This window comes from Nonomuraea cavernae, assembly GCF_014646355.1.
Classification (GTDB): Bacteria; Actinomycetota; Actinomycetes; order Streptosporangiales; family Streptosporangiaceae; genus Nonomuraea; species Nonomuraea cavernae.
The window spans coordinates 510-26583 of sequence record NZ_BMNH01000016.1; the positions used below are offsets into that span (position 1 = coordinate 510).

Here is a 26074-nt window from a genome sequence, read left to right on the forward strand (position 1 = left end):
CTGACCTGCACCACCAGCTTCACCTCGAACACATTATCGCCAAGCCCACGCCACCGGGATGGAAACCGAACCCCGGCGTGAGAAGAGGGCGGACGCGTCGTCCGCGCGCTTCACGCGCATGTGATCTTCACCCCGAAGCGTCGATCGGCGGGGATGTTCACCGGCGAGATCCCGCGTCATCGCGAACATCATGATCGAGGTGTGCGACAGTCTCGGAAAGGGGAGCCGACCCGAGTTCAACGGCGAGGAAGATCACCTGCACCCACTCGCGCACCACCTGCCCAAAGCCGCCCTCTCGACGCCGGTGAACAGCCGCAAAGGCGTGTCCGCCCGGCTCCTGCGCCATCCGGCACCTACCCGTAAGTATCCGCGGGACGCGCATTTCTGCTCACGGTCGTCATTCGACACCTCCCGCGGCGGCGCACCCCCATCGATCGTCAACGAGTACATCAGCAACCAGAAACCCCCGGGCTGAGCCGCTCCACTGCCTACCGGTCACCGCACCGCTCGGGCCTTGGCGGCCCTCCCGCGCTGTCGTTTCCTCCCGGGCGTAAACGCCGGGGGTTCCACGCCAGATCATGCTGAACGGCCGCGGCGAGCCAGGGCCGGATGACCGGCAGCACGGCGGCGGCCTGCATGCCGGTCATGTGGTCCAGCCCGTCCAGCACCCGCACCTCCCAGCCGAGGGCTTCCAGCTCGGCGCGCCGGCGGACGAGCGGGCCGCCGAGGTCCACGGTCACGCCGCCCCAGCGCTCGTCGTAGACGATCTGGTCGGCGGAGCCGGCGAAGCACAGGCGCGGGCAGCGGACCGCCGGCTGCGCGGCCCGGTCGTCGAACCCGCGCAGCGCCTCGTACAGCGTGACGAACTGCTGCGTCTGGTCGGGTGTGGTCGCCACCTCGACGGTCGACCAGTCGGGCTCGCCGGCGGCCGTCTGGTCGCCGACGCTCGCGCCGGTCTTGGGGGCGGAGGACATCGCGTGGGCGGCCAGGGTGACGGCCAGCATCTCCGCGTACGGCCCGTCGAGCGGCGGGTAGCCGCCCATGACCAGGGCCGACAGCCGGTCGGTGCGGATCGCCAGCTGGAGGCCGCTGAGCGCCAGCCATGAGTAGCCGTAGTAGGCGAACCGGTCGGCCCCGGCGGCGTCGGCGACGGCGAGCAGGTCGGCGGCGATGTTGGCGGGGGTCAGCGTGTCGGGCTTGGGCGTGGCCAGGACGTGTTTCTCGTAGTCGAACGCGACGACCCGGAAGGCGTCGCGGAGCCCGTCGATGAGCGAGCGGCCGAGGGCGGGGTCGGCCCCCCACCGGCGCATCTCGTCCGCCTGAGGCCCTTCGACCGGCCGGGGGTCGACCGGCAGCAGCAGGGCGGGGCCGTCGCCGTGCACCTCGATCTCGATGGTGGCGCCGTCGTGCAGCGTGGCCTTGGTCATGGGATCACCCAATTCCTTAGGACGTAAGGAGTTATCGGCGAAACAATAGCTTACACTGTAAGCAATTCAGGGCACCGCCCGGAGCAGGGAGCCGGGAGCAGGCCGGCGCGCTCGGGCTCGACGATCGAGGCTGACATCGTGGCGTCTTGGGTATTTTGCGGCGAGATGATTGTCTGTCCGGAGTAACTACGAGGAGGACCCCGGTGACCCGTCAGATTGTCTCCGTCGTGGGTGGTAAGGACGTGCCCAGCGCCGGCGCCTACCAGTCCACCAACCCCGCGCGCACCGGCCAGGTGGTCGCCGACGTCGGGCTGGCCGACGCCGGCGCCTTCGCCGACGCCTGCCGTACGGCCAAGGAGGCGCAGCGGGAGTGGGCCAAGGTGCCGCCGCCGGTCCGCGGGCGGGTGATCGCGTCGATCGGCCGGCTGGTCGAGGCCAACGCCGAGAGCCTGGCCAAGCTGGTCACCGAGGAGATCGGCAAGCCGTACGCCGAGGCGCTGGGCGAGGTGCGGGAGATCGTCGACACGTGCGACTTCTTCCTCGGCGAGGGGCGCCGCCTCTATGGGCAGACGGTGCCGTCGGAGATGCCGGACAAGAACCTGTTCACCTTCCGCACCCCGGTGGGGGTCGCCGCGGTCATCACGGCGGGCAACTTCCCGGTCGCGGTGCCGTCCTGGTATCTCGTACCGGCACTGCTGTGCGGCAACGCCGTGGTGTGGAAGCCGGCCGAGTACGCCGCCGCCTCCGCCCACGCCATGTACCAGTTGTTCGTGGCGGCCGGGCTGCCCGACGGGGTGCTCAACATCGTGTTCGCCGACGGCGACCAGACGTTCGAGGGGCTGGAGCGGGCGCTCGGCGAGGGCACGGTGCACAAGGTCGGGTTCACCGGGTCGAGCGAGGTGGGCCGGCGCGTCGGCGAGCTGACCGGGCGTCACCTGCAGTCGGCCTGCCTGGAGCTGGGCGGCAAGAACCCGATGGTGATCATGCCTGACGCCGACCTCGACCTCGCCGTCGAGGGGGCGCTGTTCGCCGGCTTCGGCACCGCCGGCCAGCGCTGCACCAGCCTCGGCACGGTCATCGCGCACGAGAGCGTGCACGCGGAGTTCGTCGAGCGGTTCGCCCGCGCCGTGCGCGAGGCCAGGATCGGCGACCCCACGCAGGACGTGCTGGCCGGGCCGCTGCTCGACCAGAAGTTCGCCGACCGCTACGAGGAGTACCTGACCTGGATCCAGCCCCACCACCGGGTCGTGCCGGGAGAGGTCGGCAGGATCACGCCCGACAACCCGCGCGGCGACTTCACCGGCGACGGGGGGCTCTACTACCACCCGGTCGTGGTCGACGGCGTGCGGGCCACCGACCGGCTGTTCCTGGAGGAGACGTTCGGGCCGATCGTCGGCGTGACCGGCTTCCAGACCTTCGACGAGGCCGTCGAGCTGGCCAACCTCCCCGGCTACGGGCTCTCCAGCTCCATCTACACGACCGACCCCAAACACGCCTTCCGCTTCCGCGAGGGCGTCTCGGCCGGGATGGTCAGCGTCAACAACTCCACCTCCGGGGCCGAGGCGCACCTGCCGTTCGGCGGCAACGGCAAGTCGGGCAACGGCAGCCGGCAGTCGGGTATGTGGGTGCTCGACCAGTTCACCCGCTGGCAGGCGATGAACTGGGATCATTCAGGCCGGCTCCAGAAGGCCCAGATGGACGTGGTGGACATCACCCCGGACCTGGATTTCCGGCTCTAGATCTTTTCCACCCAGGAGGGAAGAAAGCCACACCGCCCGAAAACATGGGTCTTCCCGGAGAGTGACGACCGTGTCACGATGAGGCGCCTTTCGATTACGGGGAGAAGCCAATGCGTGACAATCTGGAGTTACTCACCACGACTCGGACGCTCCGGCTGCGGGCCGGCTTCCCCTGCCGCTGGAGCGTCTGGAGCGCCGACGGACAGGGATACTTCCCGCGCGACACCTCTCCGGCGCGCGATCACGACGGCCTGCCCTACTTCCATGGCGATGACATCGTCCTCGACGTGCCCGCCGAACCGCTGCGGGTCAGGGCGGCCAGGGGCATGGAGTACGGTCACGCCGAGACCACGCTCGTGCCCGGCGACGGGGAGACGCTCGTCGAGCTGGCTCCCCAGCGCATCTACGACGCCGCCGCGCACGGCTGGTACGGCGGCGACCTGCACGTACACCTCAACCGGCCGTCCCCGTGGGTCGCCGCCTCACAGCTGGGCGAAGACCTGCACGTCGTCAACCTGCTGCCCGGCGACGGCGAGGCGGCCGGACAGTGGCAGGGCCGCGACCTGCCCTGGTCCGACGACACGCACGTGGCCCGGGTCGGTCTGGCCCACCAGGCGCTGGGCCTCGACGGAGGTTCGCCGCCCGGCCGCGCGCTCCGCGACAAGCAACTGCTCATCGGCTACGCCAACGCCTTCCGCGGGCCGGTGGAGACACCTGAGCAGCTCGTCGGCGCCGGCGACCCGGGGTTCGACGCGCGCCTGTCGGTGGTCGACGCGGCCCTCGGACTGGTCGACAGCTTCTCCTCCGCGATCGGCTCGGCGCGCGCCTACCGGCGGCTGATCGGCGCGGGCAACCGGATCGCCGCCGTCGCCGGCACCGCTCACCGGCTCGGCCCCATCGGCCGCGAACGCACCTACGCCCAGGTGGCCGGCCCGCTGACCGCCGAGTCCTACGCCGACGCGGTGCGCCGGGGCCGCACGTTCGCGACGACCGGCCCGTTCCTGGAGCTGTCGGTCGACGGACAGGGGCCGGGCACCACGATCGACCTGACTCCCGGCGACCGGGTTCGGGCCTGCGCCCGGGTGATCGGCCCCCGGGTGGAGACGGTGCGGCTGCTCACCGCCGACGGCGAGCTGGCCTCGGGCGGGCCCGGTGAGCTCAGCGCCGGCCTGACGGTCGTCTGGCCGACGTACGTGGTGGCGGTCGCCGAGGTAGGCGGGCAGGTGCTCGCGCACACCAGCCCGGTCTACCTCGACGTCCAGCACCGGCGGGTGGCCAGGGAGGAGGACGTCACGTTCTGCCTGCGCTGGCTGGAGCTGCTGGAGGAGCTGTTCAAGGACCGGGCCGGCGCCGGCTACCTGGCGGTGATGGACGAGGCCCGCCGCGTCTACCGGGCACGGCTGGCCTGACCGGGAAGGAGGAACGCGGGCCCCGCATCGGGGGTGCCCGCGTTCCTCCTGTCCGGTCCTTTTCGGGTCAGACCTGGCCGGCCTTCTCCAGGGCGGCGCAGCAGGTGTTGACCAGCAGGCGGGTGACCACGTACGGGTCGACGTTGGCGTTGGGGCGACGGTCCTCGATGTAGCCCTTCTTCTCCACCTCGACCTGCCACGGGATGCGGACGGAGGCGCCGCGGTCGGACACACCGTAGGAGTACTTGTTCCACGGGGCGGTCTCGTGGGCGCCGGTCAGCCGGCTCTCGATGCCGACACCGTACTGAGAGACGTGCTCCATGGGCTTGTCACCCTCGCCGAGCGCCTCGCACGCGGTGATGATGGCGTCGTAGCCCTCGCGCATGGCCTTGGTCGAGAAGTTGGTGTGCGCGCCGGCGCCGTTCCAGTCGCCACGGGCGGGCTTGGCGTCGAGCGTGGCCTCCACGCCGAACTCCTCGGCGGTCCGGTAGAGCAGCCAGCGGGCGATCCACATGTGGTCGGCGACCTCCAGCGGACCGGCCGGGCCGATCTGGAACTCCCACTGGCCCGGCATGACCTCGGCGTTGATGCCGGAGACCGCCAGACCGGCGGCGAGGCAGCGGTCGAGGTGCAGCTCGACGATCTCGCGGCCGAAGATGGCGTCCGCGCCCACGCCGCAGTAGTAGGGGCCCTGCGGGGCGGGGAAGCCGCCGTCGGGGAAGCCGAGCGGGCGGCTGCCCTTGAAGAAGGTGTATTCCTGCTCGATGCCGAACCACGACTCCTGGTCGGCGAACTGCTCGGCGACTCCGCGCAGGGAGGCACGGGTGTTGCTCGCGTGCGGCGCGCCGTCGATCTCCTCAACCTCACAGAGGACGAGCAGGCTCGCACCGCCGCGGATCGGGTCAGGGCAGGTGAAAACCGGGCGGAGCACTCGGTCCGACGCGTGGCCCTCGGCCTGGTTGGTGCTGGATCCGTCGAAACCCCAGACCGGCGGCTCGGCCCCATCGGCCAGGATCCTCGTCTTCGAGCGCAGCAGTGCGGTGGGCTCGGTGCCGTCGATCCAGATGTACTCAGCCTTGTAGCTCACAACCGGGGTCCTTTCGGGATTTCTCTCAGCCACGCCGAGTCTTCTGGATGGCCGTTTCCCGGTTTTTGCCCATATGTGAACATTGTGTTAATCGCCTGACCCGGCGTACAACGTTCGCGCAACCCCCATTGGCTCAACCCGGGAAGTAGCGAAAGATGTGAGCATCCCCCACAACCCGGAGCGTGCCATGACCGAACCTCCGCTGGAGACCGTGGACTCCTTCGGGTTGACGACCGAACACCGGTTCGCCGACGTGTGGTCCCGCGACGTGCTCTCCGTCAAGGAACGCCGTCTCCTCCTGCTGGGCCTGCTCGTCGGCCAGGGGATGGACGACGGCGTGGGGATCCAGCTCGACGCCGGCCTGCGCACCGGCGCGCTCACCGAGAGCGAGTTGCGCGAGGTCGTGGTCTTCCTGACCCACTACGCCGGCTGGGCCCGGGGAGCCCGGCTGAACTCCCAGGTGGAGGAGCTGATCACGACCGTCAGGACGGCCCCATCCGATTGACGCGCCCTCCAGACTGACCTCGTGGATCTCGGTCCGCGTGTTCCAGGGGGCGTTCGGCGCATGACTCCCGTGCGTCCATGCCGGCGGCCGCGCCGTTTCCGGGGCGCGACCACCGGCCCCGGGCGTCAGAGCGTCAGGATGCCGAGCTTGTCGATGTAGTCCTCGGTGAACCAGATCTTGTCATCGGGCCCGGTGGTGATGTGGAACGGCCCGGAGAACGCGTCTGGGAGCGCGTACTCGGTGATGATCCCGGAGGTGGAGACGGTGGCGACCTTCCCGGTCACCTGTTCCACGAACCAGAGGTCGTCGTCCGGGCCCACGGTGATGCCCCAGGGGAAGGCGTTCGCGTTGCTGAGTGGGTACTCGGTGAAGACGCCCGACGTGGTGACCTTGCCGACGGCCCCGTTGCCGTCGGTGTACCACAGGTTGCCGTCCGGGCCCGAGGTGATGCCGATGGGCATCGAGCCCGTCGTCGGGGAGTTGTACTCGGTGAAGACGCCCGACGTGGTGACGCGCGTGATGCCGCCCCCGAGCGCCTGGGCGAACCACAGGGCGCCGTCCGGGCCCGTGGTGATCTCCATCGGATAGACGGTGGACGTGGGCAGGGCGTACTCGGTGAACGTCCCCGAGGTGGTGATCCTCCCGATCTTGTTACCGTCCGACTCAGTGAACCACAGCGCTCCGTCGGGGCCGGCGGTGATCCCCCAGGGATAGGAGGCGGCGGTCGGGATCGTGTACTCGGTGATCGTGCCGGATGTGGTGATGCGCCCGATCCGGTTGCCGATCGACTCGGTGAACCACAGCGCTCCGTCCGGGCCGACGGCCAGGCCCGTGGGCATGGACTCCTCGTTGGGCAGCGAGAACTCGGTGAACAGGCCGCCTGTGGTGACGCGGCCGATCTTGTTGCCGTAGGCCTCGGTGAACCACACGTTGCCGTCGGGTCCGGTGACGATGCCGACGGGCGTCGCGGGGCTGGTCGGGATGGTCAGCTCGCTGAGCGTGGGCGTCCGTGCGGCCGCCACCCGGAGCGGGACCCGGTGGTCCCTGCCGCGCGGGTTGTGGCACCGGATGTGCCGGTGGCGCCGCTGCTGCTTGAGCTTCCGGCACAACCTCACCCAGGGGGGCGTGACCGACGAGGGGAGCGACGAGGCCACGGCCTGCGGCGCCGGCTCCGGGGTGGGCTCCGGAGCCGACGCCGACACGGGCAGGCCCGCCGCGAGCACCACGGCGATCGCCGTGAGCGGGTAAACCAGGAATCGAGAGCGGTGACTCATGACATCCTTCCACGAGAAAGAACGCGGGTTGCGGCTGGGTGGTTCGAGCCGTTTCACGGAATCACCATCGGACAGCTGTGCGGAAAATCCGGATATGCGCCCTCGAATTTCACACAGAGCCCGGTCCTGAGTTTTCGCGGCGGCCCGGCCCAGCCGTCCAAATATCTCGCGCCGCGGTCGCTCGTCCCGAGGGCCTGACTTCGTGGTGCGTAACGACTCCGCCAATTCCCGGGCCACTGCCGGTACCGATGGAAAATCCACAAAGGCCCCGCGTTTCGGGCATTTCCGGAAACGTCGCCGGCGGCACTGACGGCACGGAGGCAGCGGACAGGCGGCGGTCAGGCGACCGAGTGGGTGATGACGCCCGTGTAGGAGCCGGTGACCGCCGAGGACGGGATCGTGATGACGAGCGTCGGCCGCCAGCTCGTGGTGGAGGTGCCCTGCGGCTTGCTCGCCCGGAACGCCGTCCTCGACACCGACAGGGACACCTGCTGCGCGGCCGTGAGCTGCCCGGGAAGACGGGTGCCGCCGCCGGTCTGCGCGGTGGTCGGGCCGGACCAGTAGGAGACGTTGTTCCTGGAGATGGTCTGCGGCCCGGTGCCACTGCCCGTGGTGAAGTTCGTGGACGCGACGGTCGCCGTCCAGTTGCGGTTGCCCGGCCGGGCGTCGACCACGGTCACCGTGCCCATGTTGCCGTTGAAGACGGTGCCCGGGACGCGGGCGCCGAACAGGACCAGGGCGGGAACGCTGATCGTCAGCGCTTGGCCGGGGGACGTGGCCGGCACGGTCGATCCGGCTCGCGGGGCGGACGCGTGAACGGGGTGCGCACCCAGCGCGGCCACCAGGACCGTCGACGCGATCAGCGACGGGGTGGTTCGCACCGCTCTCCTCAATGACGCCCCTCGGAACCTCTCCAGAATCAACGCGTTTCCCTCAATGGCACGAGTGAAAGCCGATGGCAGCTTAGAGGCGGTCGCGGATGCGGCCTTCTCGAATCTCCTCCATGGAAAGTAAATTCACCGGCAAGCCGGAAAGTAATGGTTCACCGACACGGTGGGATGAGACGCTGATCGCATCACCCTCGACACAATACGGCGAAAGCCGGACATAAGGCTGGTGGGCCACCATCGCGCGCGCTCGCCTGATTGCCAAGGAGCACCAGATCATGACAAAGGAGTTGTCAGATGCGGGAGGTCACGGTTTCCGATCAGCACCACAGGAGCAGGATGTGATCACATACGGGCGGCCATGACCAGGCCGGAGCTCAATGAGGGGATCGGCAGTGCTGATGAGCCGTTTCGTTACCGGAGGAATAGGGGTCGCCGTGGCACTGGCGGCCGTGGCGGTGGCCATGCCGGCCGGCGCCGACATCTGCCCGCAGTCCACCACCTGCCCGACGACGGTGACCTTCGCCGTCTCCTCCGGTGACGGGCTGACGATCACCGTGCCCAACGGCCCGGTCAGCATCGGGGGCGCCGCTCCCGGCGGCCTGATCAGCGGCCCGATCGGCACGGTCACCGTGGACGACACGCGGGCCGCGCTCTCGGCCACCTGGACCGCGACGGTCTCGGCCACGAGTTTCACCACCGGCGGCGGCACGCCGGCCGAGACGGTGCCGGCCAGCAGCGTCTTCTACTGGTCCGGCCCCGCCACGAGCATCTCCGGCGCCCCCGCCGCCGCGTTCGTGCCCGGTCAGCCCAACGCGGCTTCCCGGCAGTCGCTGAACAACCCGCGCACCGCCTTCAGCAAGGTCTCGGGCTCCGGCAACAACTCGGCCTCCTGGGCTCCGACCATCGAAGTCGACGTCCCCGCCCAGGCGGTGGCCGGCACCTACACCGGAACGGTGAACCACTCCGTTGCCTGACCCGCGCATCCGGCGAGCGGCGTCCGCGACGCTGCTCGCCCTCCTCCTCCAAGGGCTCGCCACCGCCCCCGCCGCCCTCGCCGACGGTCCGGAGCGACCGGAGAACGGCACCATCGGCATCAGGCTGGTCGAGATCCCCGCCAGCCGGGTCGACGACCCCCGGGCCCGCAACTACATCGTCGACCACGTCAACCCCGGCACCACCTTCACCAGGCGCGTCGAGGTCACCAGCACCTCGCCGAAACCCGTGCGCGCGCAGGTCTACGCGGGCGCCGCCGGCATCAGCAAGGGCCGCTTCACCTTCGAGCCGGCCGGCGTCACCAACGAGCTCACCTCGTGGATCTCGCTCAACCGGCCCGAGATCGTCGTGAAGCCGCACAGCAGCGAGACGGTGAAGGCCACCATCACCGTGCCGGAGTGGGCCGGCGAGGGAGAGCGCTACGCCGTCATCTGGGCGCAGGTGTCGTCCGGGCCCGCGACTCAGGACAAGAACGTCGCGCTGGTCAACCGCATCGGCATCCGCACGCTGCTCGACGTCGGACCGGGAGGCGAGCCGCCCACCGACTTCGAGATCGGTGACATCGTCCCCCACCGGACCGAGGACGGCCACCCGCAGATCGTGACCGAGGTGGCCAACACCGGCGAGCGCGCCATCGACGTCGAGGGGCTGATCACGCTCTCCGACGGCCCGAGCGAGCTCAGCGCGGGCCCGTTCCCGGTCGACCGCGGCACGACCCTGGCGCCCGGCGACCGCGCCAACGTCTCGGCGATGCTGGGCGAGGACCTGCCGGACGGGCCATGGAAGTTCACTCTCACGCTGCGCAGCGGCCGGGTCGAGCGCACGGCCGACGGCACGCTCACCTTCCCGGCCGCGGCCGGGGGCTGGGGGCTGGCCGCCTCGCTGGACTCGCCCCCGGCGCTGGTGCTCACGCTGACCGGGCTGCCGGTCCTGCTCGGCACGGCGATCCTCCTCGGGATGCGGCGCCGGCGGATGCGCCGCCGGATCGCCGCCGAGGCCGCCGCCCCGCAGGACGACCTCGTCTGACCCGCGCGGCTAGGAGGCGCCGAGGGAGATCGTGTCCGCGACCTCCTCGTGCCGCTCGGCCTCCTCCTCGGCGAACCGGGCCTCGTCGAGCCGGTCCGCGATGTCCTCGTCCTGCTTCATCAGCGCGTCGAGCGACTGTCCCGCCATCTCCAGCACGCCCATGTCCGCGTACGCCTGCTGTAGGCGCGGGCTCCACAGACCGATGTCCTTGACGCACGGGACGATGCGGCTGAACAGGAGTGAGCGGAACAGGCGGAGGTAGTCGGAGTTCTCCGTGGCCCGCATGACGTCCTCGTGCTCCTGCTTCGACAGGTTCAGGTGCTCCCAGCTCTCCGCGCCGCGCAGCCGGTCGCGCATCAGGTAGCAGCCCTCGATGACGAAGTCCTCACGCTCGCGCAGTTCGGTCTCCGACAGGTTCTTGTAGTAGTCGCGCAGCGCCATCCGCCCGAATGCGACGTGCCGGGCCTCGTCCTGCATGACGTAGGCGAGGATCTGCTTGGGCAGCGGCTGGGTGGTGATGTCGCGCATCACGCCGAACGCGGCCAGCGCCAGCCCCTCGATCAGCACCTGCATGCCGAGATAGGGCATGTCCCAGCGCGAGTCGCTGAGCGTGGAGTCCAGCAGCGCCTTGAGGTGCTGATTGATGGGGTAGGCCAGACCCACCTTGTCCTGCAGGAAACGGGCGTAGGTCTCGGCGTGCCTGGCCTCGTCCATGGTCTGGGTGGCGGCGTAGAACTTCGAGTCGAGGTCGGGCACCGACTCCACGATCTTGGCCGAGCAGATCATCGCCCCCTGCTCGCCGTGCAGGAACTGGGAGAACTGCCAGGAGGCGCCGTGCAACCGGACGTCCTTGCGCTGCTGCTCGCTCAGCTTGTGCCACAGGGGCGTGTCATAGATGGCGATCGTCTGGTCGGAGATGCCGAGCACGTTGTACGGATCGACCTCGAGGTCCCAGTCGATGCGCTTGGTGGAGTCCCACTGCTTGTCCTTGCCCTTCTGGTACAAGGCGAGCATGCGATCCCGGCCGTCGTCGTACTCCCAGGTGAACTTGCTGGTGCCGGCCATCTCCACGTCCCAGGTGGAGAGTTCGGCGGGGATCGTGTAGAGATCGTGCGTCGACATCTGACCTCCGCAGGGGGGTTACGTACACCGTACGTCGCTTCGAGGCTTGCACGTACGCCGTACACGCGTCAATAGGTCGGCCGCGGCCCCACGGGGCGCTCTTATACTCCAGGAGGGCGGCGGCAATCATCCCGCCGCGGATCACCTTCTTCGCGCCCGAGGAGTTTCATTGGCCACGGAGCCCCTGTCCAGGGCGCGCATCATCGCGGCGGCGATCGACCTCATCGAGCGCGAGGGGGCCGACGCGGTGTCCATGCGGCGCATCGCGGCCGAGCTGGGCTTCGGCGTGATGTCGCTCTACAACCACGTGCCCAACAAGGACGCGCTGCTCAACGGCGTCGCCGAGACCGTGCTGAGCGAGATCGAGTTCACCGACGACCCCGACGCCCACTGGACCGATCGGGTGCGGATGCAGGCGCGCGCGTTCCGGCAGATCGCCCACGGCCATCCCCGCTCCACCATGCTGGTCGTCAGCCGTCAGCTGCACTCGACCGCCGGGCTGCTGCCGGTCGAGCGGGCGCTGGCCACGCTGCGCAGCGCCGGGTTCGACGGAGCGCACGCGGTCCGGGTGCTGCGGATGTTCATCGCCTTCATCGTGGGGTCGCTGCTGCGCGAGGTCGGGGTGACGCCCACGTTCGCGCCGGACCACCGGCAGACCGTCGAGGAGGTCGACGCCACCCTGTTCCCCGAGGTGAGCGCGCTGTCGTCGCTGCTGCACAGCTGCGATCACGAGGCCGAGTACGAGTTCGGGGTGGAGCTGCTGATCCAGGCCATCGCCGTGCATCCGCAGAGGAGGGAGGGCACCCGGTGAGCCCGGATGCCCTCCGTCCGGGCAGCCGCACCTTCCCCTGTGCGGCTGCCGTCAGTACCAGTTGTGCGACCTGAAGTGCCCCCAGGCGCCGCAGGGGCGGCCGTACCTTCCCTTGATGTAGGTCAGGCCCCAGCGGATCTGGGTCTCCGGATTCGAGCGCCAGTCGCTGCCCGCCCCCTGCATCTTGCCGGCGGGGAGGGCCTGCGGAATGCCGTAGGCGCCCGATGACGAGTTCTGTGCGCGGTGGTTCCAGCCGCTCTCCCTGGTCCACAGATTGTCGAGGCAACGGAACTGCCGGTAGGACCAGGACCTCTGGACGACGTGGTCCAGGGCGATCTTCTTGTTTCTGCTCAGCGGCCGCCTTGGGACGACCGCGGGCACGGCGGTGGTCCGCCAGACGCGCTGCTTGACGACGGGGGCCTTCCAGAGTCCCTCATGGATGTGGGGCTCGGACTCGGCCCGGCCCGTCGTCGCGGTATGGAGATGGAGTTCGGGTTCGGCCTGGGCCGTCGTCACTGTCCCGCCGAACGCGGTGACCGTCGCCATCACGACGAGTGCGCCGCGCAGAGCGTGTGTGCTGTCCATTGCGATCCTCGCTGTCGGGTCGCGTGCGAACGGGCGCCCGGCTGTCCGGGCGCCCTGCCGGTCCGCGTCCGTGGCTCGGACGTGGAGGGTCCGCGCGGCCGCTCCGGAATCCTGGAACCGCCCGATCTCGCTGGGCGGCCCGGAGGGCTCCGCGACGTGTCCTCTAGCGGGTTTCTATTACGCTCCGTGGTCATCGGTCACACACTGTGACACGCGGCGGACAGGTATTTGCCTGATCGTTCGGTACTCGTGGCCGTCTCGCTGGACCACCGTGGCCCGGCCCGGCGGCGGGCAGGCCGCGGCTTTGCGGGAAACGGGGACGCGCCTGGAGTTTGGATCAGTACCAGCGGTGGGATTGGAAATGACCCCACGCGCGACACGGCGTCCCGTACCTCTTCTTGATGTAACCGAGGCCCCAGGCGATCTGGGTTCGCGGGTTGGTGCGCCAGTCACGGCCCGACGTGGCCATCTTGTGGCCGGGCAGCGCCTGCGGGATGCCGTAGGCGCCGGAGCGGTTGCCGGCGCGGTGGTTCCAGCCACTCTCCCTCGACCAGAGCTTGACCAGGCAGGCGAACTGGCCTTTCATCCAGCCGCGCTTGGCCGCCATGGGCTTGGCGATGATCTTGTTCCGGTTGCTCGTCGCCTGGGAGGTCTGCGCCTGTGCGGCCGTCGCCCCGCCTGTCGCCACCAGCGTGGCGGACAGGAGCAGAGCGGAGGTACGGCGGAGCATCGGCATGCGGGTTCCCTCTCGAACGGGTTCGGGGACCGCGCCACCCTGCCGGACTTACGCCGTTTGTCGCTAATTGACCATGAAAAAAGAAATCGCTCCTGAAGATCTCGATATATCCCTGTTCAGGGCCTATGTCTGGAAAATGTGTAAAGCATCACAAAATTGGGGGCAGCCCGTTCTGTAGGGTCAGATCATGAGCCTTCGTGACATCCCGGTCCGCACCCTCGCGGATGCCCCCACCACGCTCGGCGAGCTGGTCGGCCCGCAGGCCGTCCTGATCGTGAACGTGGCCTCCAAGTGCGGCCTCACGCCGCAGTACAGCGGCCTGGTCAAACTGCACCAGGAGTACGGCCCGCGCGGCTTCGCCGTCGTCGGCGTGCCCTGCAACCAGTTCATGGGCCAGGAGCCCGGCTCGGCCGAGGAGATCCAGGAGTTCTGCTCGACCACCTACGGCGCCGACTTCCCGCTGCTGGAGAAGTCGGACGTCAACGGCCCCGACCGGCACCCGCTCTACGCCGGCCTGACCGAGACCCCCGACGCCGACGGCCAGGCCGGCGACGTCCAGTGGAACTTCGAGAAGTTCCTCCTCGACCGGGACGGCGCCGTCGTCGCCCGGTTCCGCCCGACCACCACGCCCGAGGACCCGGCCGTCGTCGCGGCCATCGAGAAAGTCCTTTAACCCCCTGCGGGTCAGCGCCGGGGGCCGCAGCTGCCGCGCACGATGAGCTCCGTCGGCAGCACGACACCGCGCGGCCGGCGGCTCCCCGAGCGCAGCACCAGCTCGGCCGCCCGGTAGCCGATGTCGCGCGCGGGCTGGGCGATCACCGTGAGCGGCGGCGCGCACAGCTCCGCCCACGGGACGTCGTCGTACATCACCAGCGACACGTCACGCGGCACCCGCAGGTCGAGCTCGCGGGCGGCGAGCACGGCCGCCTCGCCGAGCACGTTGCCCGCGGCCAGCACGGCCGTCAGGTCGGGGCGGCTCTGGAACAGGCCCGAGGCGGCCGCGTAGGCCGAGTCGCGGCTGCCGGTCGCGAACACCACGAGCTCCTCGTCCACCGGCGAGCCCACCGCCTCGCGGAAGGCCGCCACCCTGCGGTCGTGGCCGGGGCCGCCGAGGAACGCGATGCGCCGGTGGCCGAGCCCGCTGAGATAGCGCACCGCCGTACGGATGCCGGCCCGGTCGTCGGCGAGCACGGCGGGCAGGTCGGCGGAGCGGGCCACCGGAGCGGGCGCAAGGCCGTCGAGCAGCATGAGGTCGGCGGTGGCGGCGCTGTCGTCGTCTTCGCCCGGCGCCTCCGAGGGCAGCCGGTCGGCGAAGACCACGGTCATGCCCGCCTTGACCGCCGGGCCCCACGCGTCGGCGTCGCCCGACGGCACCGCGATCAGCCGATCGACGCTCTGCTCCAGCAGCATGCCGATCAGCTCGGCCTCCTGCTCGGGGTCGTCGCCCGTGGAACCGACCACGACCGGCTCGCCGGCCGAGCGCGCGCAGGCCAGCACACCCTCGGCCAGCCGGCCGAAGAAGGAGTCGGTCAGGTCGGGCACGAGCAGTCCGATGCCGCCCGTGCGGCGCTGGCGCAGGTTGCGGCCGAGCGCGCTCGGGCGGTAGTCGAGCTGCGCCGCGACGGCCAGCACGCGCTCCCTGGTCCGCGCGCTGGCCGAGCCGCCGGACAGCACCCTGGACACGGTGGCGACTCCGACACCGGCCGCTCTCGCCACGTCCTTGATGGTCGCTCGCTTGGCATCCATGGAAACGATTCCATCATGGTTCCACTGTTTCCGGAACCCCTGCCGGCCCTGAAGCCCTTGTTTATACGGGCTATTGACACCAAGGGGTGATTCACGGTGAGATGCTTGAAAACGTATCCACGAAAGTGCACCCCCGCACAACATCCGGGCCACCGCCCTGGAGCGCGAAGGACTGACATGGCTTCCATCGTTCTGACCAATGTCGACAAGGTCTACGCCGGTGGCGTGAAGGCCGTGAACGGGCTCAACCTTGAGATCAAGGATGGCGAGTTCATGGTGCTGGTGGGCCCCTCGGGCTGCGGGAAGTCGACCGCGCTCCGCATGATCGCCGGCCTGGAGGACATCAGCGGCGGCGAGATCGCGATCGGCGACAAGGTGGTCAACCACCTGCCTCCCAAGGACCGCGACATCGCAATGGTCTTCCAGAACTACGCGCTCTACCCGCACATGACGGTCGAGGAGAACCTCGCCTTCGGTCTCAAGCTTCGCAAGATGCCCAAGCCGGAGATCCAGAAGCGGGTCAACGAGGCCGCCAAGATGCTGGGCCTGGAGACCTACCTCAAGCGCAAGCCGGCCGCCCTGTCCGGTGGTCAGCGCCAGCGTGTCGCGATGGGCCGCGCCATCGTCCGCGAGCCGCAGGCGTTCCTCATGGACGAGCCGCTGTCCAACCTCGACGCCAAGCTCCGCGTCTCCATGCGCGCCTCGCTCAACACGCTGCACGAGCGCCTCGGCGTCACGACCGTCTACGTCACCCACGACCAGGTCGAGGCCATGACGCTGGGCGACCGCGTCTGTGTCCTGCGCGACGGCCTGCTCCAGCAGGTCGACACCCCGCAGAACCTGTTCGACAAGCCGGTCAACCTGTTCGTGGCCGGGTTCATGGGCTCGCCGTCGATGAACTTCGTCACGGCCGAGCTGGTCCGCGACGGCGGCGCCGCCGTGACCTTCGCCGACATCAAGCTGCCGATCCCCGACTCCACCTTCGCCGACAAGCCGGGCCTCGACGCCTACATCGGCAAGAAGGTCATCCTCGGCATCCGCCCATCCGACTTCGAGGACGCCGGCTCCGCCGGCAGCCACGCCGACGGCTGGGCCACCCTTCCCGTTAAGGCCGAGGTCACCGAGGAGCTGGGCTCCGAGATCAACGTGCTGTTCCTGATCGACGCCCCGCCCGTCGAGCACAAGGACACCGTCGCCGCCGCCGACACGGGTGACGACGAGGAGGCCACGCTGCCGCTCGTGGGCGACAAGTCGCTCTGGACCGCCCGCGTCAACGCCCGCAGCCACGTGCGTCCCGGCCAGCACATCGACCTGGTCCTCGACACGCACAACCTGCACTTCTTCGACCCGACCTCGGGTCTGGCCATCGGCCACGAGGCCAACACGAGCGCCTGACCGCGCTCCCCACGCCCGGCCCGAGCACATTCGGGCCGTCAGGGCCCTGTCGCGACCCCCTCCCGCGGCGGGGCCCGCCCTTTTGCCCGGAGCCCTTTTGCCCGGAGACTTTGTGCCCGGAGACTTTGTGCCCGGAGACTTTTCGCCCCGTAGACCTTTGTCCCGAGACCTTCGGCTGCCGGGTGCCGGTCAGCGGCCGATCCGCGCGGAGACCCTGCCCACGAGCCCGCGCGGCACGAACCGGCCGGCGGCCACCACCGTCTTGTAGAGCAGGCCGGGCACCGACACGCGCCTGCCCAGCGCGAGGTCGCGCATGGCCTCGGCGGCCACCTTGTCGGCGTCCAGCCACATGAAGGACGGCATCGCCGACATGTCCATCGAGGCCCGCTGGTGGAACTCGGTCCGTACGAACCCCGGGCACAGCGCCATGATCCTGATGCGCGGGTTTCCGAGCTCTGCCGCGGCCGACTCGCTGAAGTTGACCACCCACGCCTTGGACGCGCTGTAGGTGCCACGGGTGAAGAAGGCGGCCACGGACGCGACGTTGATCACCGCGCCCCGGTCGCGCTCCCTCATGCCGGGCAGGACGGCCAGGGTCAGCCGCAGCACGGCCTCGCAGTGCACCTTCAGCATGCGGACCTCGTCCTCGACCGGCACGCCGGGGAACGACTCGGGGTGGCCGAACCCCGCGTTGTTGACCAGCAGGTCGACCCGGTCACGCAGCCGCGCCTCGACCCGGGTCAGCCCCTCGTCGGTGGCGAGGTCGGCGACGAGGGTCTGGACGCCCGTGCCGTACCTGAGCTTGAGCCGGTCGGCGGTCTCGGCCAGCCTGGTCTCGTCACGGGCCACCAGGACGAGGTCGAACCCGTCGGCAGCCAGGCGGCGGGCGAAGGCGGCTCCGATGCCGGAGGTCGCGCCGGTGATCAGTGCGGTAGGCATGCCAGCACCCTAACGGGCCCGGCGGCCCCGCCGAAGCTGAGAGGTTTGCCAGGAAGTCCGCGAGCGTTCGCGCAGCTCAACGGGGAGGGCTGGGCCAAGGCCCGAGCGGGCGGCCTCACCTTCCCCGCGAGCCGTCTAGGGTCGATCGGGAAGCGCGGATCAAGCGAGGGCGGGGCGACTCGGGTGAGCATCATGGCCGGCACGCGACGTGCGCGGGCGGCGAAGGACGAAGGCGGCCGGTCGCGGCCGAAGCGGCGCGGGCGCCGCTGGCCGTCCTGGACGTTCGCCACGTTCCTCGCTCTGTGGGCGGTCGTCCGGCTGACCGGGCTGGAGCAGGGGTCGTTCGTCACGCAGCTGATGACGCTGACGCCGCTCGCGGTGGTGGTGTCGGCGCTGACGGCGCTGCTGCTGGCGGCCCGCAACCGGCCCGCCGCCTGCCTGGCCCTGGCCGCCTGCGTTGCCTTCACGGCCACCGTCGCCCCGAGGGCGTTCGCCGGGCCGGCCGCTGCGGAGGGGACCCCGCTGCGGGTGCTGACGATCAACCTGTTCGGGCGGGCCGATCCGGCGAGCGTGGTGGACCTGGTCCGCGCGTACAACCCCGACGTGTTCAGCGCGCTGGAGCTCACCCACCGCCAGGTGGCGGCGCTCGACGCCGCCGGGCTCGGCACGCTGATGCCGCACCGGGTGCTGCAGGCCGACTTCGGCGCCACCGGGAGCGGGTTGTACGCCAGACACCCGCTGACCGCGCTCGACGGGCTGTTCACCCCGATCGGGCACAACATGCCGGCGGCCACGGTCAGCCTGCCGGACGGGATGACCGCCCAGATCGTCGCCGTCCACCCCAACCCGCCGCTCGGCCGGATGACCACCGACTGGTACGCCGCGATGGAGGCCCTTCCGCCCGCCTCCGACGAGGTGGTGCGGGTGCTGGCCGGCGACTTCAACGCCAGCCTCGACCACCGCGCCCTGCGCGACCTGCTCGACCGGGGCTACCACGACGCCGCCGAACAGGTCGGCAAGGGGCTGGTGCCGACCTGGCCCAACGGCCGGTGGATGCCGCCGCTCATCACCATCGACCACGTCCTGGCCGACCGCCGGGCCGGGGTGGCCCGGGCCGAGATCCTGGACGTGCCGGGCACCGACCATCGGGGCGTGTTCGCCGAGCTGCGCCTGCCCGCCCGGCCGTAGGGCGAATGCCTCGACCGACTCCCGGCGGGCGGCCGCTCGACGCGACGCCGCCCAGCGGGACCTCCGCGTCGTCCCCGACGGCGACCGCCTGCTGATCACCGACCTCGGCTCCACCAACGGCACCGGGCTCCGGACACCGGACGAGCCTGACTTCACCGACCTGCCGCCCGACTCCCCCGTCGTCGTGCCGCCCGGATCGACGATCCGCGTCGGGCTCAACCGGACGGTGCGGTTCGAGCCTCCGCCCGGGCTCTGACGTCCCGGCCGGTCACTTGGCGAGGTCACCCGGTGAGGTCACCCGGCGTGGTCACCTGGCGAGGTCACTTGGCGACCGAGGCGGCGCTCCGGCGCGGGCCGAAGTATCTCCACAGGAAGTTGATCAGCACGGTGAGCCGGTTGCGCCCGCCCAGGAGCTGGGCGACGTGCACGGCGATCCAGCCCACCCAGGCGGGCAGGCCGCTGAGCCCGAACCCGTTGTCGAACTGCAGGACCGCCTCGCAGCGGCCGACCGTGGCCATGGTGCCGAGGTCGTGGTAGACGAACGGTGTCAGCGGCCGGCCGTGGGCGGCGGCCAGGATCTGCCTGGCCACGTGCCTGCCCATCTGGATGCCGGGCTGCGCCAGCTGCGGCAGCGGGTCGGGCGGACTCGCCAGGTCACCGGCGACGAAGATCTCCGGGTGCTCCTCGACGTTGAGCGCGCTGGTGACCACGATGGCGCCGCCCTTGCCCTGGCGCAGACCGTAGCCGCCGATCTGCGCGGGCGCGGCGACGCCGAGCGCCCACACGGTCACGTCGCTGGGGAGCCGGGTGCCGTCCGTCAGCACGACCATGTCGTGCTCGACGGACGCGACCGTGCTGCCGAGCATCATCCGCACGCCGCGCCTGCGCAGCGCCCTGGCGGCCTTGGCGCGCAGCCGGGGCCGGTACGGCGAGAGCACATGGTCGAACCGCTCCACCAGGGTGACGCTCGCCTGCTTGGGAGCGATCTCGGGGTAGGTCAGCGGGATCCAGCGCCGGCGCAGCTCGGCCATGGTGCCCGCCATCTCGACCCCGGTGGCTCCGCCGCCGATGACCACGACGTGGCTGGAGCGGCGCCTGCCCGCCGCAGTGTCCTCCAGGCAGCGCAGCAGCTCCTCGCGCATCCTGATCGCGTCGTCGAGCGAGTACATCGGCATGGAGTTGACCTCCGCGCCGGGGATGCGCGCCCAGTTGGTGGTGACGCCGGTGGCCAGCACGAGGTAGTCGTAGTCGAGGATGGTGCCGTCGTCGAGCTCCACCTGCCGCTCGGCGGCCCGCAGGCCGGTCATGCCGGCCACCCGTACGCGTACGTTCCGGAACCTCGACGCGCTCACCCGCAGGGGGAAGGCCACGTCACCGGCCGAGAGCGCCCCGGTGGCCACCTGGTAGAGCAACGGCTGGAACGTCGTGTAGGGATTGCGGTCGACCAGGGTGACCTGGGCGTCGCCCCGGCCCAGCTCCTGCATCGCGTTCAGCCCGGCGAAGCCCGCCCCCACGATCACGACCCTCGGCCTGACCGGACGTGTCTGTCGAACCATGGTATGGCCCCCATCGGGCGAGTGGTCTCACAATCCCTGTCGCTCCGCACGCCGGCGCGCGCGGACACCCCGCCGGCCGGGCGGTGCCTGGTGCGCGACGCGGAGACGGAGATACCCGGACGGAGAATCGGCGATGCTCAGCCGAGCATGCGGGGATGGCAAACAAATCAGATCGGGAACGCGAACGGCCCGCCCCGCCGGATCGGTGAGGCGGGCCGGCGAGCGTCAGGACGTGGCCCGGTCCGGACGCTCGGAGACGCGGATCGCGTTCACGATCGTCGCGCCCTCGCGGGTCGCGAACCGCACGTTGAGCTGACCGTCGGTGACCTTCACCGTGTACTGCCTGCTGACGGCCGTGTAGGTGCCCGCCTCCAGCGCCAGGTCCAGCGCCGGGATGGCGAGCTGGCCCTCGACCAGGACGTCGAAGACCCGCTTGCCCATCTTCATCGACCTGGTCTCGGCGAAGCCCAGCTCCACCGTGTAGGTGCCGGCCGGCACGTTGTCGAAGCGGTATTCCAGCATGCCCTCGCGGGCGGTCCGGAACAGTGCCTGGTCCTGCGTGCCGGCGATGGTCCTGGTCGTGGAGTGGGTCCTGCTGGAGTTGGCGACGTAGCCGTGGCCGCCCTGGGTGTACTTCCGGTCGGCGGTCCAGCCGTCGCCGGCGGAGTCGACCAGTGCCTTGCCGCCGCCGACGTCCACGGCCACCTGGTGCTTGGGCACCACGACCGTGACCGCGACCTCGATGACCGGCTGCCGTCCGCTGGCGGAGCGGACGATCACCTTGCCGGAGCGGATCGTGCCCGGCTGGACTCCGGCGCTGGAGACGGTGACGTCGAGCTTCGCCGTCTGGCCCTTGGCCAGCTCACCGCCGGCGGGCGTCACGCCGAGCCAGCCCTGGGCCGGGTCGGTGGTGACGGTGTAGGCGGTGGGCGAGCCGAGGTTGGTCAGCTCGAACGAGCGCGTCCTGCTCGCCTCCCCCGGCATCACCACGGTCAGCTCGGCCGTGGAGGGGCTGACCCGGCCGGTCACCAGCGCCGTGTCGATCCGGGTCGGCGCGGACGGGGCGATCGTGACCTCCTTGGTGAACGTGCCGTAGTGCTCCTTGGACACCTCCACCTGGTAGTCGCCGGCCAGCACCTGCCCGTAGAACGTGCCGGCCGCGCCGGTGGTGAACGTGGCCACGTCGCCCACCTTGACCGTCGCCCCGGCCAGCGGCTCGCCGTCGTTGGCGTCGGTGACCGTACCGGTGACCAGGCCGTGCCTGCTCGCCGTGATCGTCAGGCTCTGGCCGCTGGACAGCACCGTCTCCTCGTAGGAGTAGAGCAGCGCGTCGTTGCCGGCCGCGTTCTCGACGCCGACCGTGGCGCTGGCGCCCTGCTCGCGCTGGCTCTCGATGTCCTTGTAGCGGTAGCCGACCGTGCCGTCCTCGCCCAGCAGGGCCGAGAACGAGATGCGCTGCGTCGTGTCGCTGTAGAAGGTGACGTTGCGCCACTCGATCACGAACCGCCGGTGCGGGGCGGTGCCCACGACGCCGGTGTAGACGCCGCTCTGGGCGTCCACGACCAGGTCGTCCCAGTACGGGTAGACGGCGTTGTTGGGGGTGCCCGTGGTCGGGAGCCTGCCGTTGCCGGCCGTGACGACCCGGTCGGCGGCGAAGGTGGCGAACCCGTTGGTGGCGACCCACACCCTGCTCTGGCCCGTCCCGTAGAACGGGACCGCGAACGGCAGGGGCACCTGCACCGCCTCGTCGTCACCGGTCAGCGCCAGCTTGTCGGTCCCCGCCACGTACGCCTCGGCGCCGCTGCGGCAGGTGTAGCCGAAGTTGTCGCCGCGCAGCGCCAGCTCGATGTCCTGGGTCGTGTCGGCCGTCAGGTTGAGCCCCACGGTGGCGCCCCGGGAGCAACGGGAGCCCGTGACCTGGATGCTGTACTCCCCGACCGGCAGCGTGAGCCGGTAGCGGCCCTGCGCGTCGGTGACGGTGGCGACCGGCGTGCCCAGCGCCTCGACCTTGGCGTTCGGCTCCGGTGTGCCGGCCGTGGTGACCGTGCCGGACAGCGTGGCCGTGGCCTGCCGGGCCAGCGTCACGTCCGCGGTGACGCTCTGCCCGGCGACGACCGTCGCCGTCGCGGTGCCCTGCGCGTAGCCGAACCGGTCGGCGGTGATCTGGTAGTCGCCGGGCACCAGGCGGGCGATGGCGTACGTCCCGTCCTCGCCTGTGGTGACCGTACGGGTGATCGGGCCGGTGACGACGACCGTGGCGCCCGCCACGGGAGTGCCGCCGGCGCTGACGGTGCCGGTGAGGTCGCCGACCCCGTCGCGGGGGGCGGCCTGGACGGCGGCGAAGGAGTCGAGCCGGCCCTCGCCCCAGACGTTGTTGTCGGTGGCGGTGCCGCCGCAGCTGGTGTCGTTGACGTCGACGGCCGTGCCGTCGAGCACCGGCCTCGTGGCGGCGATGTCGCCCTGCAGGCCCGGCGCCGCCGACCAGATGAGCGCCACCGTGGCCGCCACGTGCGGCGAGGCCATCGAGGTGCCCGTGCCGGTGCCGTAGCCGCCTCCGGGGAGGGACGAGCGCACGTTCACGGCGGGCGCGGCGATGTTCGGCTTGATCTCGCCGTTCTCGCCCTCGCCCTTGCTGGAGTTGCCGTAGACGACGTTGTTGACGTCGAAGCCGCCCGCGCTGTAGCTGATCACGTACTGTCCGGGCGACCCGCTGGTACGGCAGGCGGGCCCCTCGTTGCCGTTGGCGAAGGCGGGGAAGATGCCGGCGGCGACCCAGGCCTCGACGGTCTCCTTGTACCAGGGGTCGAACCCGTCGCCGCCCCAGGAGTTGTTGATGATGTCGGGCGCGAGGTCGGGCCGGGGGTTCTCGCCGTTCAGGTCGGTGGGCGCGAGCATCCACTGGCCAGCGGCGAGCAGGGAGGCGTCGCTGCAGGAGTTGCTCTCGCAGCCCTTGGCGGCGATCCACCTGGCGCCGGGCGCGACGCCGATGCCGTCGGCGCCGACCATGGTGCCCATGACGTGGGTGCCGTGGCCGTTGTTGTCGCACGGCGCGGATGTCGGGCAGACCCCGGCCGGGTCGAACCAGTTGTAGGCGTGGTCGACCGAGCCGTCCGGGTTCTTGCCCCGGTAGTTCGCGGCCAGCGCGGGGTGGTCGAACTGGGCGCCGGTGTCGATCTCGCCGACCACGATGCCCTCGCCGCGCACGCCCAGCTCGGACCAGACGCGGGGGGCGTTGACCCGGTCGATGTTCCACTCGACGGCGTTGACCCTGGCCTCGGGGGTGCCGGTGATGGGCTTGGGCAGCGACACGCTGCGCACCGGGTCGATCCGGTCGACGTCCGGCAGGGCGGCGATCTCGGCCGCCAGCTTGGGACCGGCCGTCACCCTGACGGCGTTGACGATCCAGTAGGAGGTGTAGTCGGCCTCCTGGGAGTCGAGGAGCTTGCGCAGCTCGGCCTGGGAGCTGGTGGCCTGCCCGGTCTTGGCCTCGAAGACCTGCTCGGCCTTCTGGTCCTTGGTGGCGGCCCGGCGGGCGGCGGTGAGGTCGGCCTCGCCCTTCAGGCGCACCCAGAAGGTGGCCTTGCCGTCGGTGTCGAGGTCGGCCTGCACGGCCTCGCTGATCTTGTCGGGATCGGGCGCGGCCTGGGCGACGCCCGCGGGGAACATGAGGGTGGTGGCGGCGATGACCCCGGTCAGGATCGCACGCCAGCGGGGGGTGTTCGGCACTCGCTCTCCTTAACGCCCGGCGGAAGCCCGCCGGGGTCGAGCTGATCTTTACGCCTATGGAGAGAGAGTGAAGAGAACGTGTCCGCTTTGCAAGGGTTGCCGACTAACTAAAACTTGACATGTCATGAAATGTGATCTGGTCAGGAGCGCTGCCACGGAGCCGATGACGGCTCAGCCGTCGAGATAGCGCAGGATGGCCAGCACCCGCCTGCTGTAGACCGGGGTCCGCGGCAGGTCGAGCTTGTCGAAGATGGCGTTGACGTGCTTCTCGACCGTGCTCAGCGAGACGTGCAGGTTGCCGGCGATGGCGGAGTTGGCGTAGCCCTGCGCCAGCTGCCGCAGCACCTCCGACTCGCGCTCGCTGAGCGTGGCCAGCGGGTCGGCGTGGCTGGTGCGGGCCAGCAGCTGGCGCACCACCTCGGGATCGATCACGGTGCCGCCCGCCCGGACCCGCTCCAGCGCCCCCAGGAAGTCGGCCACCTCCGACACCCGGTCCTTGAGCAGGTAGCCCACGCCCTCGGCGGCCTCGGTGAGCAATTCGGCCGCGTAGGTCTTCTCCACGTACTGCGACAGCACCACGATGCCGACGCCGGGCCAGCGCCGTCGGATCTCCAGGGCGGCGCGCAGCCCCTCGTCGGAGTGACCGGGCGGCATCCGCACGTCCACCACGGCCACGTCGGGCCGGTCGGCGGCCACCGCCTCGACCAGCGCCTCCGCGTCGCCCACGGCCGCCACCACCTGGTGGCCCGCCTCTTCGAGCAGCCGGATCAGGCCCTCGCGGAGCAGCACCGCGTCGTCGGCCAGGATCAGCCGCACGGCGCCTGCTTCGGCAGCCAGGCGCGCACCCGGGTGCCGCCGCCCGTCGCGGACCCCACCTCGAACCCGCCGTCGAGCGCGAGCACCCGCCGGGCCAGCCCCGACAGCCCGCCGCCCGCCGGATCGGCCCCGCCGCGCCCGTCGTCGGAGATGGTCACCCGAACCTCCCGTTCGTCCTCCTCCAGGACGACCAGGATGTCACGGGCCTCCGCGTGCTTGACCGCGTTGGTGATCGCCTCGCGCGCCACGAAGTAGAGTGCCGTCTCCACCTCCGAGACCGGCCGCCCGGCCAGCCCGTAGTGCACCGTCACCGGGACGCCCGACCGCTCGGCCACCCCCTCCAGCGCCGCGCGCAGGCCCAGCTCGTCGAGCGCGGTCGGATAGATCCGCCAGGCCACGCCGCGCAGCTCGTCGAGGAGCTGCCGCGACTCGAGGTAGGCCTGGTCGACCAGCTCGGCGGCCGCGCCGGGGCTGTGCCGGGCCCGGCCGAGCAGCATGGCCAGCGCGACGCCGCGCTGCTGCACACCGTCGTGCAGGTCACGCTCGATCCGCCGCCGCTCGTCGTCGACCGCCCGCACGATGCCGGACCGGGTGCTGGTCAGCTCGGCGATGCGCCGCCGCATCACCTCCTCCGGGCCGGGGCCCAGGAACCGTACGGCCAGCCGCCGTTCGGCTCCGGCGACCAGCCGGCACCAGGCCACGGCGAGTGCCAGCATCACCACGGCGCAGGTGAGGCCGACCGCCCAGCTCTCCGTCGTCAGCCGGACGCCGGGGAGGTTCAGCGACACGGGGCTGCTCTGGCCGTACGTCATGGCCCAGAGGCCGCCCGACGCGAACAGCAGCCCGGTGAACGTCAGCACCAGCGCCACGTAGCCGCCGAGCACCCCGATCAGGCCGCGCAGCGCGACGTAGCCGGCGCCGGGGACGCCGTCCGGGAGGTGGTGCCCGAGCCAGGCCGACGAGCGGGCCCGCTCGACCGCCGCCAGCCGGGGCGCCCACCCGGATCGCCACGGCCAGGCGAGCAGCAGCAGGGCCAGCGCGGCGGCGCCGGTCAACGTCCCGGCCAGCACGCCGGCGAGCCTGCGAAGGACCACGGCAGTCACG

The 26074-nt window shown here is 70.7% G+C and carries 23 protein-coding genes; 10 read left to right on the plus strand and 13 right to left on the minus strand.

Annotated features, from left to right (window positions below):
• Positions 1-190 precede the first annotated feature (190 nt).
• Positions 191-475 carry a transposase gene (locus IEY82_RS23745; protein WP_225263154.1) on the plus strand — a complete coding sequence of 95 codons (285 nt, stop codon included), beginning with the start codon at positions 191-193 and terminating at the stop codon, positions 473-475.
• A gap of 13 nt (positions 476-488) precedes the next feature.
• On the opposite strand, the gene IEY82_RS23750 is transcribed toward IEY82_RS23745, so the two are convergent.
• Entirely contained in the window at positions 489-1427 is a 939-nt protein-coding gene (locus IEY82_RS23750; RefSeq protein WP_225263152.1) for an alpha/beta fold hydrolase, read from the minus strand.
• Positions 1428-1630: 203 nt separating this feature from the next.
• Here IEY82_RS23750 and IEY82_RS23755 point away from each other — a divergent pair, with 203 nt between their 5' ends.
• Together IEY82_RS23755 and IEY82_RS23760 are read left to right on the plus strand one after the other, a co-directional pair.
• Entirely contained in the window at positions 1631-3166 is a 1536-nt protein-coding gene (locus IEY82_RS23755) for an aldehyde dehydrogenase family protein (protein WP_189126415.1), read from the plus strand.
• 110 nt (positions 3167-3276) lie between these two features.
• The gene (locus IEY82_RS23760; RefSeq protein WP_189126416.1) at positions 3277-4575 is read left to right on the plus strand and encodes a CehA/McbA family metallohydrolase; all 1299 of its coding nucleotides are present in this window, start codon (positions 3277-3279) and stop codon (positions 4573-4575) included.
• 67 nt (positions 4576-4642) lie between these two features.
• On the opposite strand, the gene glnII is transcribed toward IEY82_RS23760, so the two are convergent.
• The gene (gene glnII, locus IEY82_RS23765; RefSeq protein ID WP_189126417.1) at positions 4643-5662 is read right to left on the minus strand and encodes a glutamine synthetase; all 1020 of its coding nucleotides are present in this window, start codon (positions 5660-5662) and stop codon (positions 4643-4645) included.
• A gap of 187 nt (positions 5663-5849) precedes the next feature.
• On the opposite strand from glnII, the gene IEY82_RS23770 reads away from it, so the two are divergent.
• The gene (locus IEY82_RS23770; RefSeq protein ID WP_189126418.1) at positions 5850-6167 is read left to right on the plus strand and encodes a carboxymuconolactone decarboxylase family protein; all 318 of its coding nucleotides are present in this window, start codon (positions 5850-5852) and stop codon (positions 6165-6167) included.
• A 125-nt stretch (positions 6168-6292) separates the two neighbouring features.
• Here IEY82_RS23770 and IEY82_RS23775 read toward each other — a convergent pair whose 3' ends face one another.
• Positions 6293-7441: a Vgb family protein gene (locus tag IEY82_RS23775; protein ID WP_189126419.1), complete on the minus strand. Its 1149-nt coding sequence runs from the start codon at positions 7439-7441 to the stop codon at positions 6293-6295.
• 338 nt (positions 7442-7779) lie between these two features.
• Positions 7780-8322 (minus strand): hypothetical protein, encoded by a 543-nt coding sequence (locus tag IEY82_RS23780; protein WP_189126420.1) that lies wholly within the window; start codon positions 8320-8322, stop codon positions 7780-7782.
• 407 nt (positions 8323-8729) lie between these two features.
• Here IEY82_RS23780 and IEY82_RS23785 point away from each other — a divergent pair, with 407 nt between their 5' ends.
• Positions 8730-9305 (plus strand): hypothetical protein, encoded by a 576-nt coding sequence (locus IEY82_RS23785; protein ID WP_189126421.1) that lies wholly within the window; start codon positions 8730-8732, stop codon positions 9303-9305.
• Positions 9298-10350, plus strand: coding sequence for a hypothetical protein (locus tag IEY82_RS23790; RefSeq protein ID WP_189126422.1), 1053 nt, complete (start codon positions 9298-9300; stop codon positions 10348-10350). Before IEY82_RS23785 ends, IEY82_RS23790 begins: the two co-directional genes overlap by 8 nt.
• A 9-nt stretch (positions 10351-10359) precedes the next feature.
• Here the strand turns inward: IEY82_RS23790 and IEY82_RS23795 are convergent, their stop codons facing one another.
• The gene (locus IEY82_RS23795; protein WP_189126423.1) at positions 10360-11472 is read right to left on the minus strand and encodes a ferritin-like domain-containing protein; all 1113 of its coding nucleotides are present in this window, start codon (positions 11470-11472) and stop codon (positions 10360-10362) included.
• Between the two features lie 169 nt (positions 11473-11641).
• Here IEY82_RS23795 and IEY82_RS23800 point away from each other — a divergent pair, with 169 nt between their 5' ends.
• Positions 11642-12283, plus strand: coding sequence for a TetR/AcrR family transcriptional regulator (locus IEY82_RS23800; RefSeq protein WP_189126424.1), 642 nt, complete (start codon positions 11642-11644; stop codon positions 12281-12283).
• Positions 12284-12334: 51 nt separating this feature from the next.
• Here IEY82_RS23800 and IEY82_RS23805 read toward each other — a convergent pair whose 3' ends face one another.
• Together IEY82_RS23805 and IEY82_RS23810 are read right to left on the minus strand one after the other, a co-directional pair.
• Complete coding sequence (locus IEY82_RS23805; protein WP_225263150.1) at positions 12335-12868, minus strand: aggregation-promoting factor C-terminal-like domain-containing protein; 534 nt, start codon at positions 12866-12868, stop codon at positions 12335-12337.
• Positions 12869-13205: 337 nt separating this feature from the next.
• Positions 13206-13604 (minus strand): aggregation-promoting factor C-terminal-like domain-containing protein, encoded by a 399-nt coding sequence (locus IEY82_RS23810; RefSeq protein WP_225263149.1) that lies wholly within the window; start codon positions 13602-13604, stop codon positions 13206-13208.
• 187 nt (positions 13605-13791) lie between these two features.
• Between IEY82_RS23810 and IEY82_RS23815 the strand changes: the two genes are divergently transcribed.
• Entirely contained in the window at positions 13792-14277 is a 486-nt protein-coding gene (locus IEY82_RS23815) for a glutathione peroxidase (protein ID WP_189126425.1), read from the plus strand.
• An 11-nt stretch (positions 14278-14288) separates the two neighbouring features.
• Here IEY82_RS23815 and IEY82_RS23820 read toward each other — a convergent pair whose 3' ends face one another.
• Positions 14289-15350, minus strand: coding sequence for a LacI family DNA-binding transcriptional regulator (locus tag IEY82_RS23820; protein WP_189126426.1), 1062 nt, complete (start codon positions 15348-15350; stop codon positions 14289-14291).
• A gap of 177 nt (positions 15351-15527) precedes the next feature.
• Here IEY82_RS23820 and IEY82_RS23825 point away from each other — a divergent pair, with 177 nt between their 5' ends.
• Complete coding sequence (locus tag IEY82_RS23825) at positions 15528-16745, plus strand: ABC transporter ATP-binding protein (RefSeq protein ID WP_189126427.1); 1218 nt, start codon at positions 15528-15530, stop codon at positions 16743-16745.
• A 189-nt stretch (positions 16746-16934) separates the two neighbouring features.
• On the opposite strand, the gene IEY82_RS23830 is transcribed toward IEY82_RS23825, so the two are convergent.
• The gene (locus IEY82_RS23830) at positions 16935-17684 is read right to left on the minus strand and encodes an SDR family NAD(P)-dependent oxidoreductase (protein ID WP_189126428.1); all 750 of its coding nucleotides are present in this window, start codon (positions 17682-17684) and stop codon (positions 16935-16937) included.
• Positions 17685-17876: 192 nt separating this feature from the next.
• On the opposite strand from IEY82_RS23830, the gene IEY82_RS23835 reads away from it, so the two are divergent.
• Positions 17877-18872: an endonuclease/exonuclease/phosphatase family protein gene (locus IEY82_RS23835; RefSeq protein WP_189126429.1), complete on the plus strand. Its 996-nt coding sequence runs from the start codon at positions 17877-17879 to the stop codon at positions 18870-18872.
• Between the two features lie 320 nt (positions 18873-19192).
• On the opposite strand, the gene IEY82_RS23840 is transcribed toward IEY82_RS23835, so the two are convergent.
• From IEY82_RS23840 to IEY82_RS23855, 4 genes are all read right to left on the minus strand, one after another.
• Positions 19193-20428, minus strand: a complete 1236-nt coding sequence (locus IEY82_RS23840; RefSeq protein ID WP_189126430.1) for an NAD(P)/FAD-dependent oxidoreductase — start codon at positions 20426-20428, stop codon at positions 19193-19195.
• Between the two features lie 225 nt (positions 20429-20653).
• The gene (locus IEY82_RS23845; protein ID WP_189126431.1) at positions 20654-24154 is read right to left on the minus strand and encodes a S8 family serine peptidase; all 3501 of its coding nucleotides are present in this window, start codon (positions 24152-24154) and stop codon (positions 20654-20656) included.
• 171 nt (positions 24155-24325) lie between these two features.
• Positions 24326-24970 (minus strand): response regulator, encoded by a 645-nt coding sequence (locus tag IEY82_RS23850; RefSeq protein ID WP_189126432.1) that lies wholly within the window; start codon positions 24968-24970, stop codon positions 24326-24328.
• Positions 24961-26073 (minus strand): sensor histidine kinase, encoded by a 1113-nt coding sequence (locus IEY82_RS23855; RefSeq protein WP_308015980.1) that lies wholly within the window; start codon positions 26071-26073, stop codon positions 24961-24963. Before IEY82_RS23855 ends, IEY82_RS23850 begins: the two co-directional genes overlap by 10 nt.
• Position 26074 lies beyond the last annotated feature (1 nt).

Excerpts from the sequence above, each read along its gene's own strand:
- IEY82_RS23745 (WP_225263154.1), top strand. The coding sequence starts at position 191 with ATGATCGAGGTGTGCGACAGTCTCGGAAAGGGGAGCCGACCCGAGTTC.
- IEY82_RS23750 (WP_225263152.1), bottom strand. The coding sequence starts at position 1,427 with ATGACCAAGGCCACGCTGCACGACGGCGCCACCATCGAGATCGAGGTG.
- IEY82_RS23760 (WP_189126416.1), top strand. The coding sequence starts at position 3,277 with ATGCGTGACAATCTGGAGTTACTCACCACGACTCGGACGCTCCGGCTG.
- IEY82_RS23770 (WP_189126418.1), top strand. The coding sequence starts at position 5,850 with ATGACCGAACCTCCGCTGGAGACCGTGGACTCCTTCGGGTTGACGACC.
- IEY82_RS23775 (WP_189126419.1), bottom strand. The coding sequence starts at position 7,441 with ATGAGTCACCGCTCTCGATTCCTGGTTTACCCGCTCACGGCGATCGCC.
- IEY82_RS23785 (WP_189126421.1), top strand. The coding sequence starts at position 8,730 with ATGAGCCGTTTCGTTACCGGAGGAATAGGGGTCGCCGTGGCACTGGCG.
- IEY82_RS23795 (WP_189126423.1), bottom strand. The coding sequence starts at position 11,472 with ATGTCGACGCACGATCTCTACACGATCCCCGCCGAACTCTCCACCTGG.
- IEY82_RS23805 (WP_225263150.1), bottom strand. The coding sequence starts at position 12,868 with ATGGACAGCACACACGCTCTGCGCGGCGCACTCGTCGTGATGGCGACG.
- IEY82_RS23810 (WP_225263149.1), bottom strand. The coding sequence starts at position 13,604 with ATGCCGATGCTCCGCCGTACCTCCGCTCTGCTCCTGTCCGCCACGCTG.
- IEY82_RS23815 (WP_189126425.1), top strand. The coding sequence starts at position 13,792 with ATGAGCCTTCGTGACATCCCGGTCCGCACCCTCGCGGATGCCCCCACC.
- IEY82_RS23820 (WP_189126426.1), bottom strand. The coding sequence starts at position 15,350 with ATGGATGCCAAGCGAGCGACCATCAAGGACGTGGCGAGAGCGGCCGGT.
- IEY82_RS23825 (WP_189126427.1), top strand. The coding sequence starts at position 15,528 with ATGGCTTCCATCGTTCTGACCAATGTCGACAAGGTCTACGCCGGTGGC.
- IEY82_RS23830 (WP_189126428.1), bottom strand. The coding sequence starts at position 17,684 with ATGCCTACCGCACTGATCACCGGCGCGACCTCCGGCATCGGAGCCGCC.
- IEY82_RS23835 (WP_189126429.1), top strand. The coding sequence starts at position 17,877 with ATGGCCGGCACGCGACGTGCGCGGGCGGCGAAGGACGAAGGCGGCCGG.
- IEY82_RS23840 (WP_189126430.1), bottom strand. The coding sequence starts at position 20,428 with ATGGTTCGACAGACACGTCCGGTCAGGCCGAGGGTCGTGATCGTGGGG.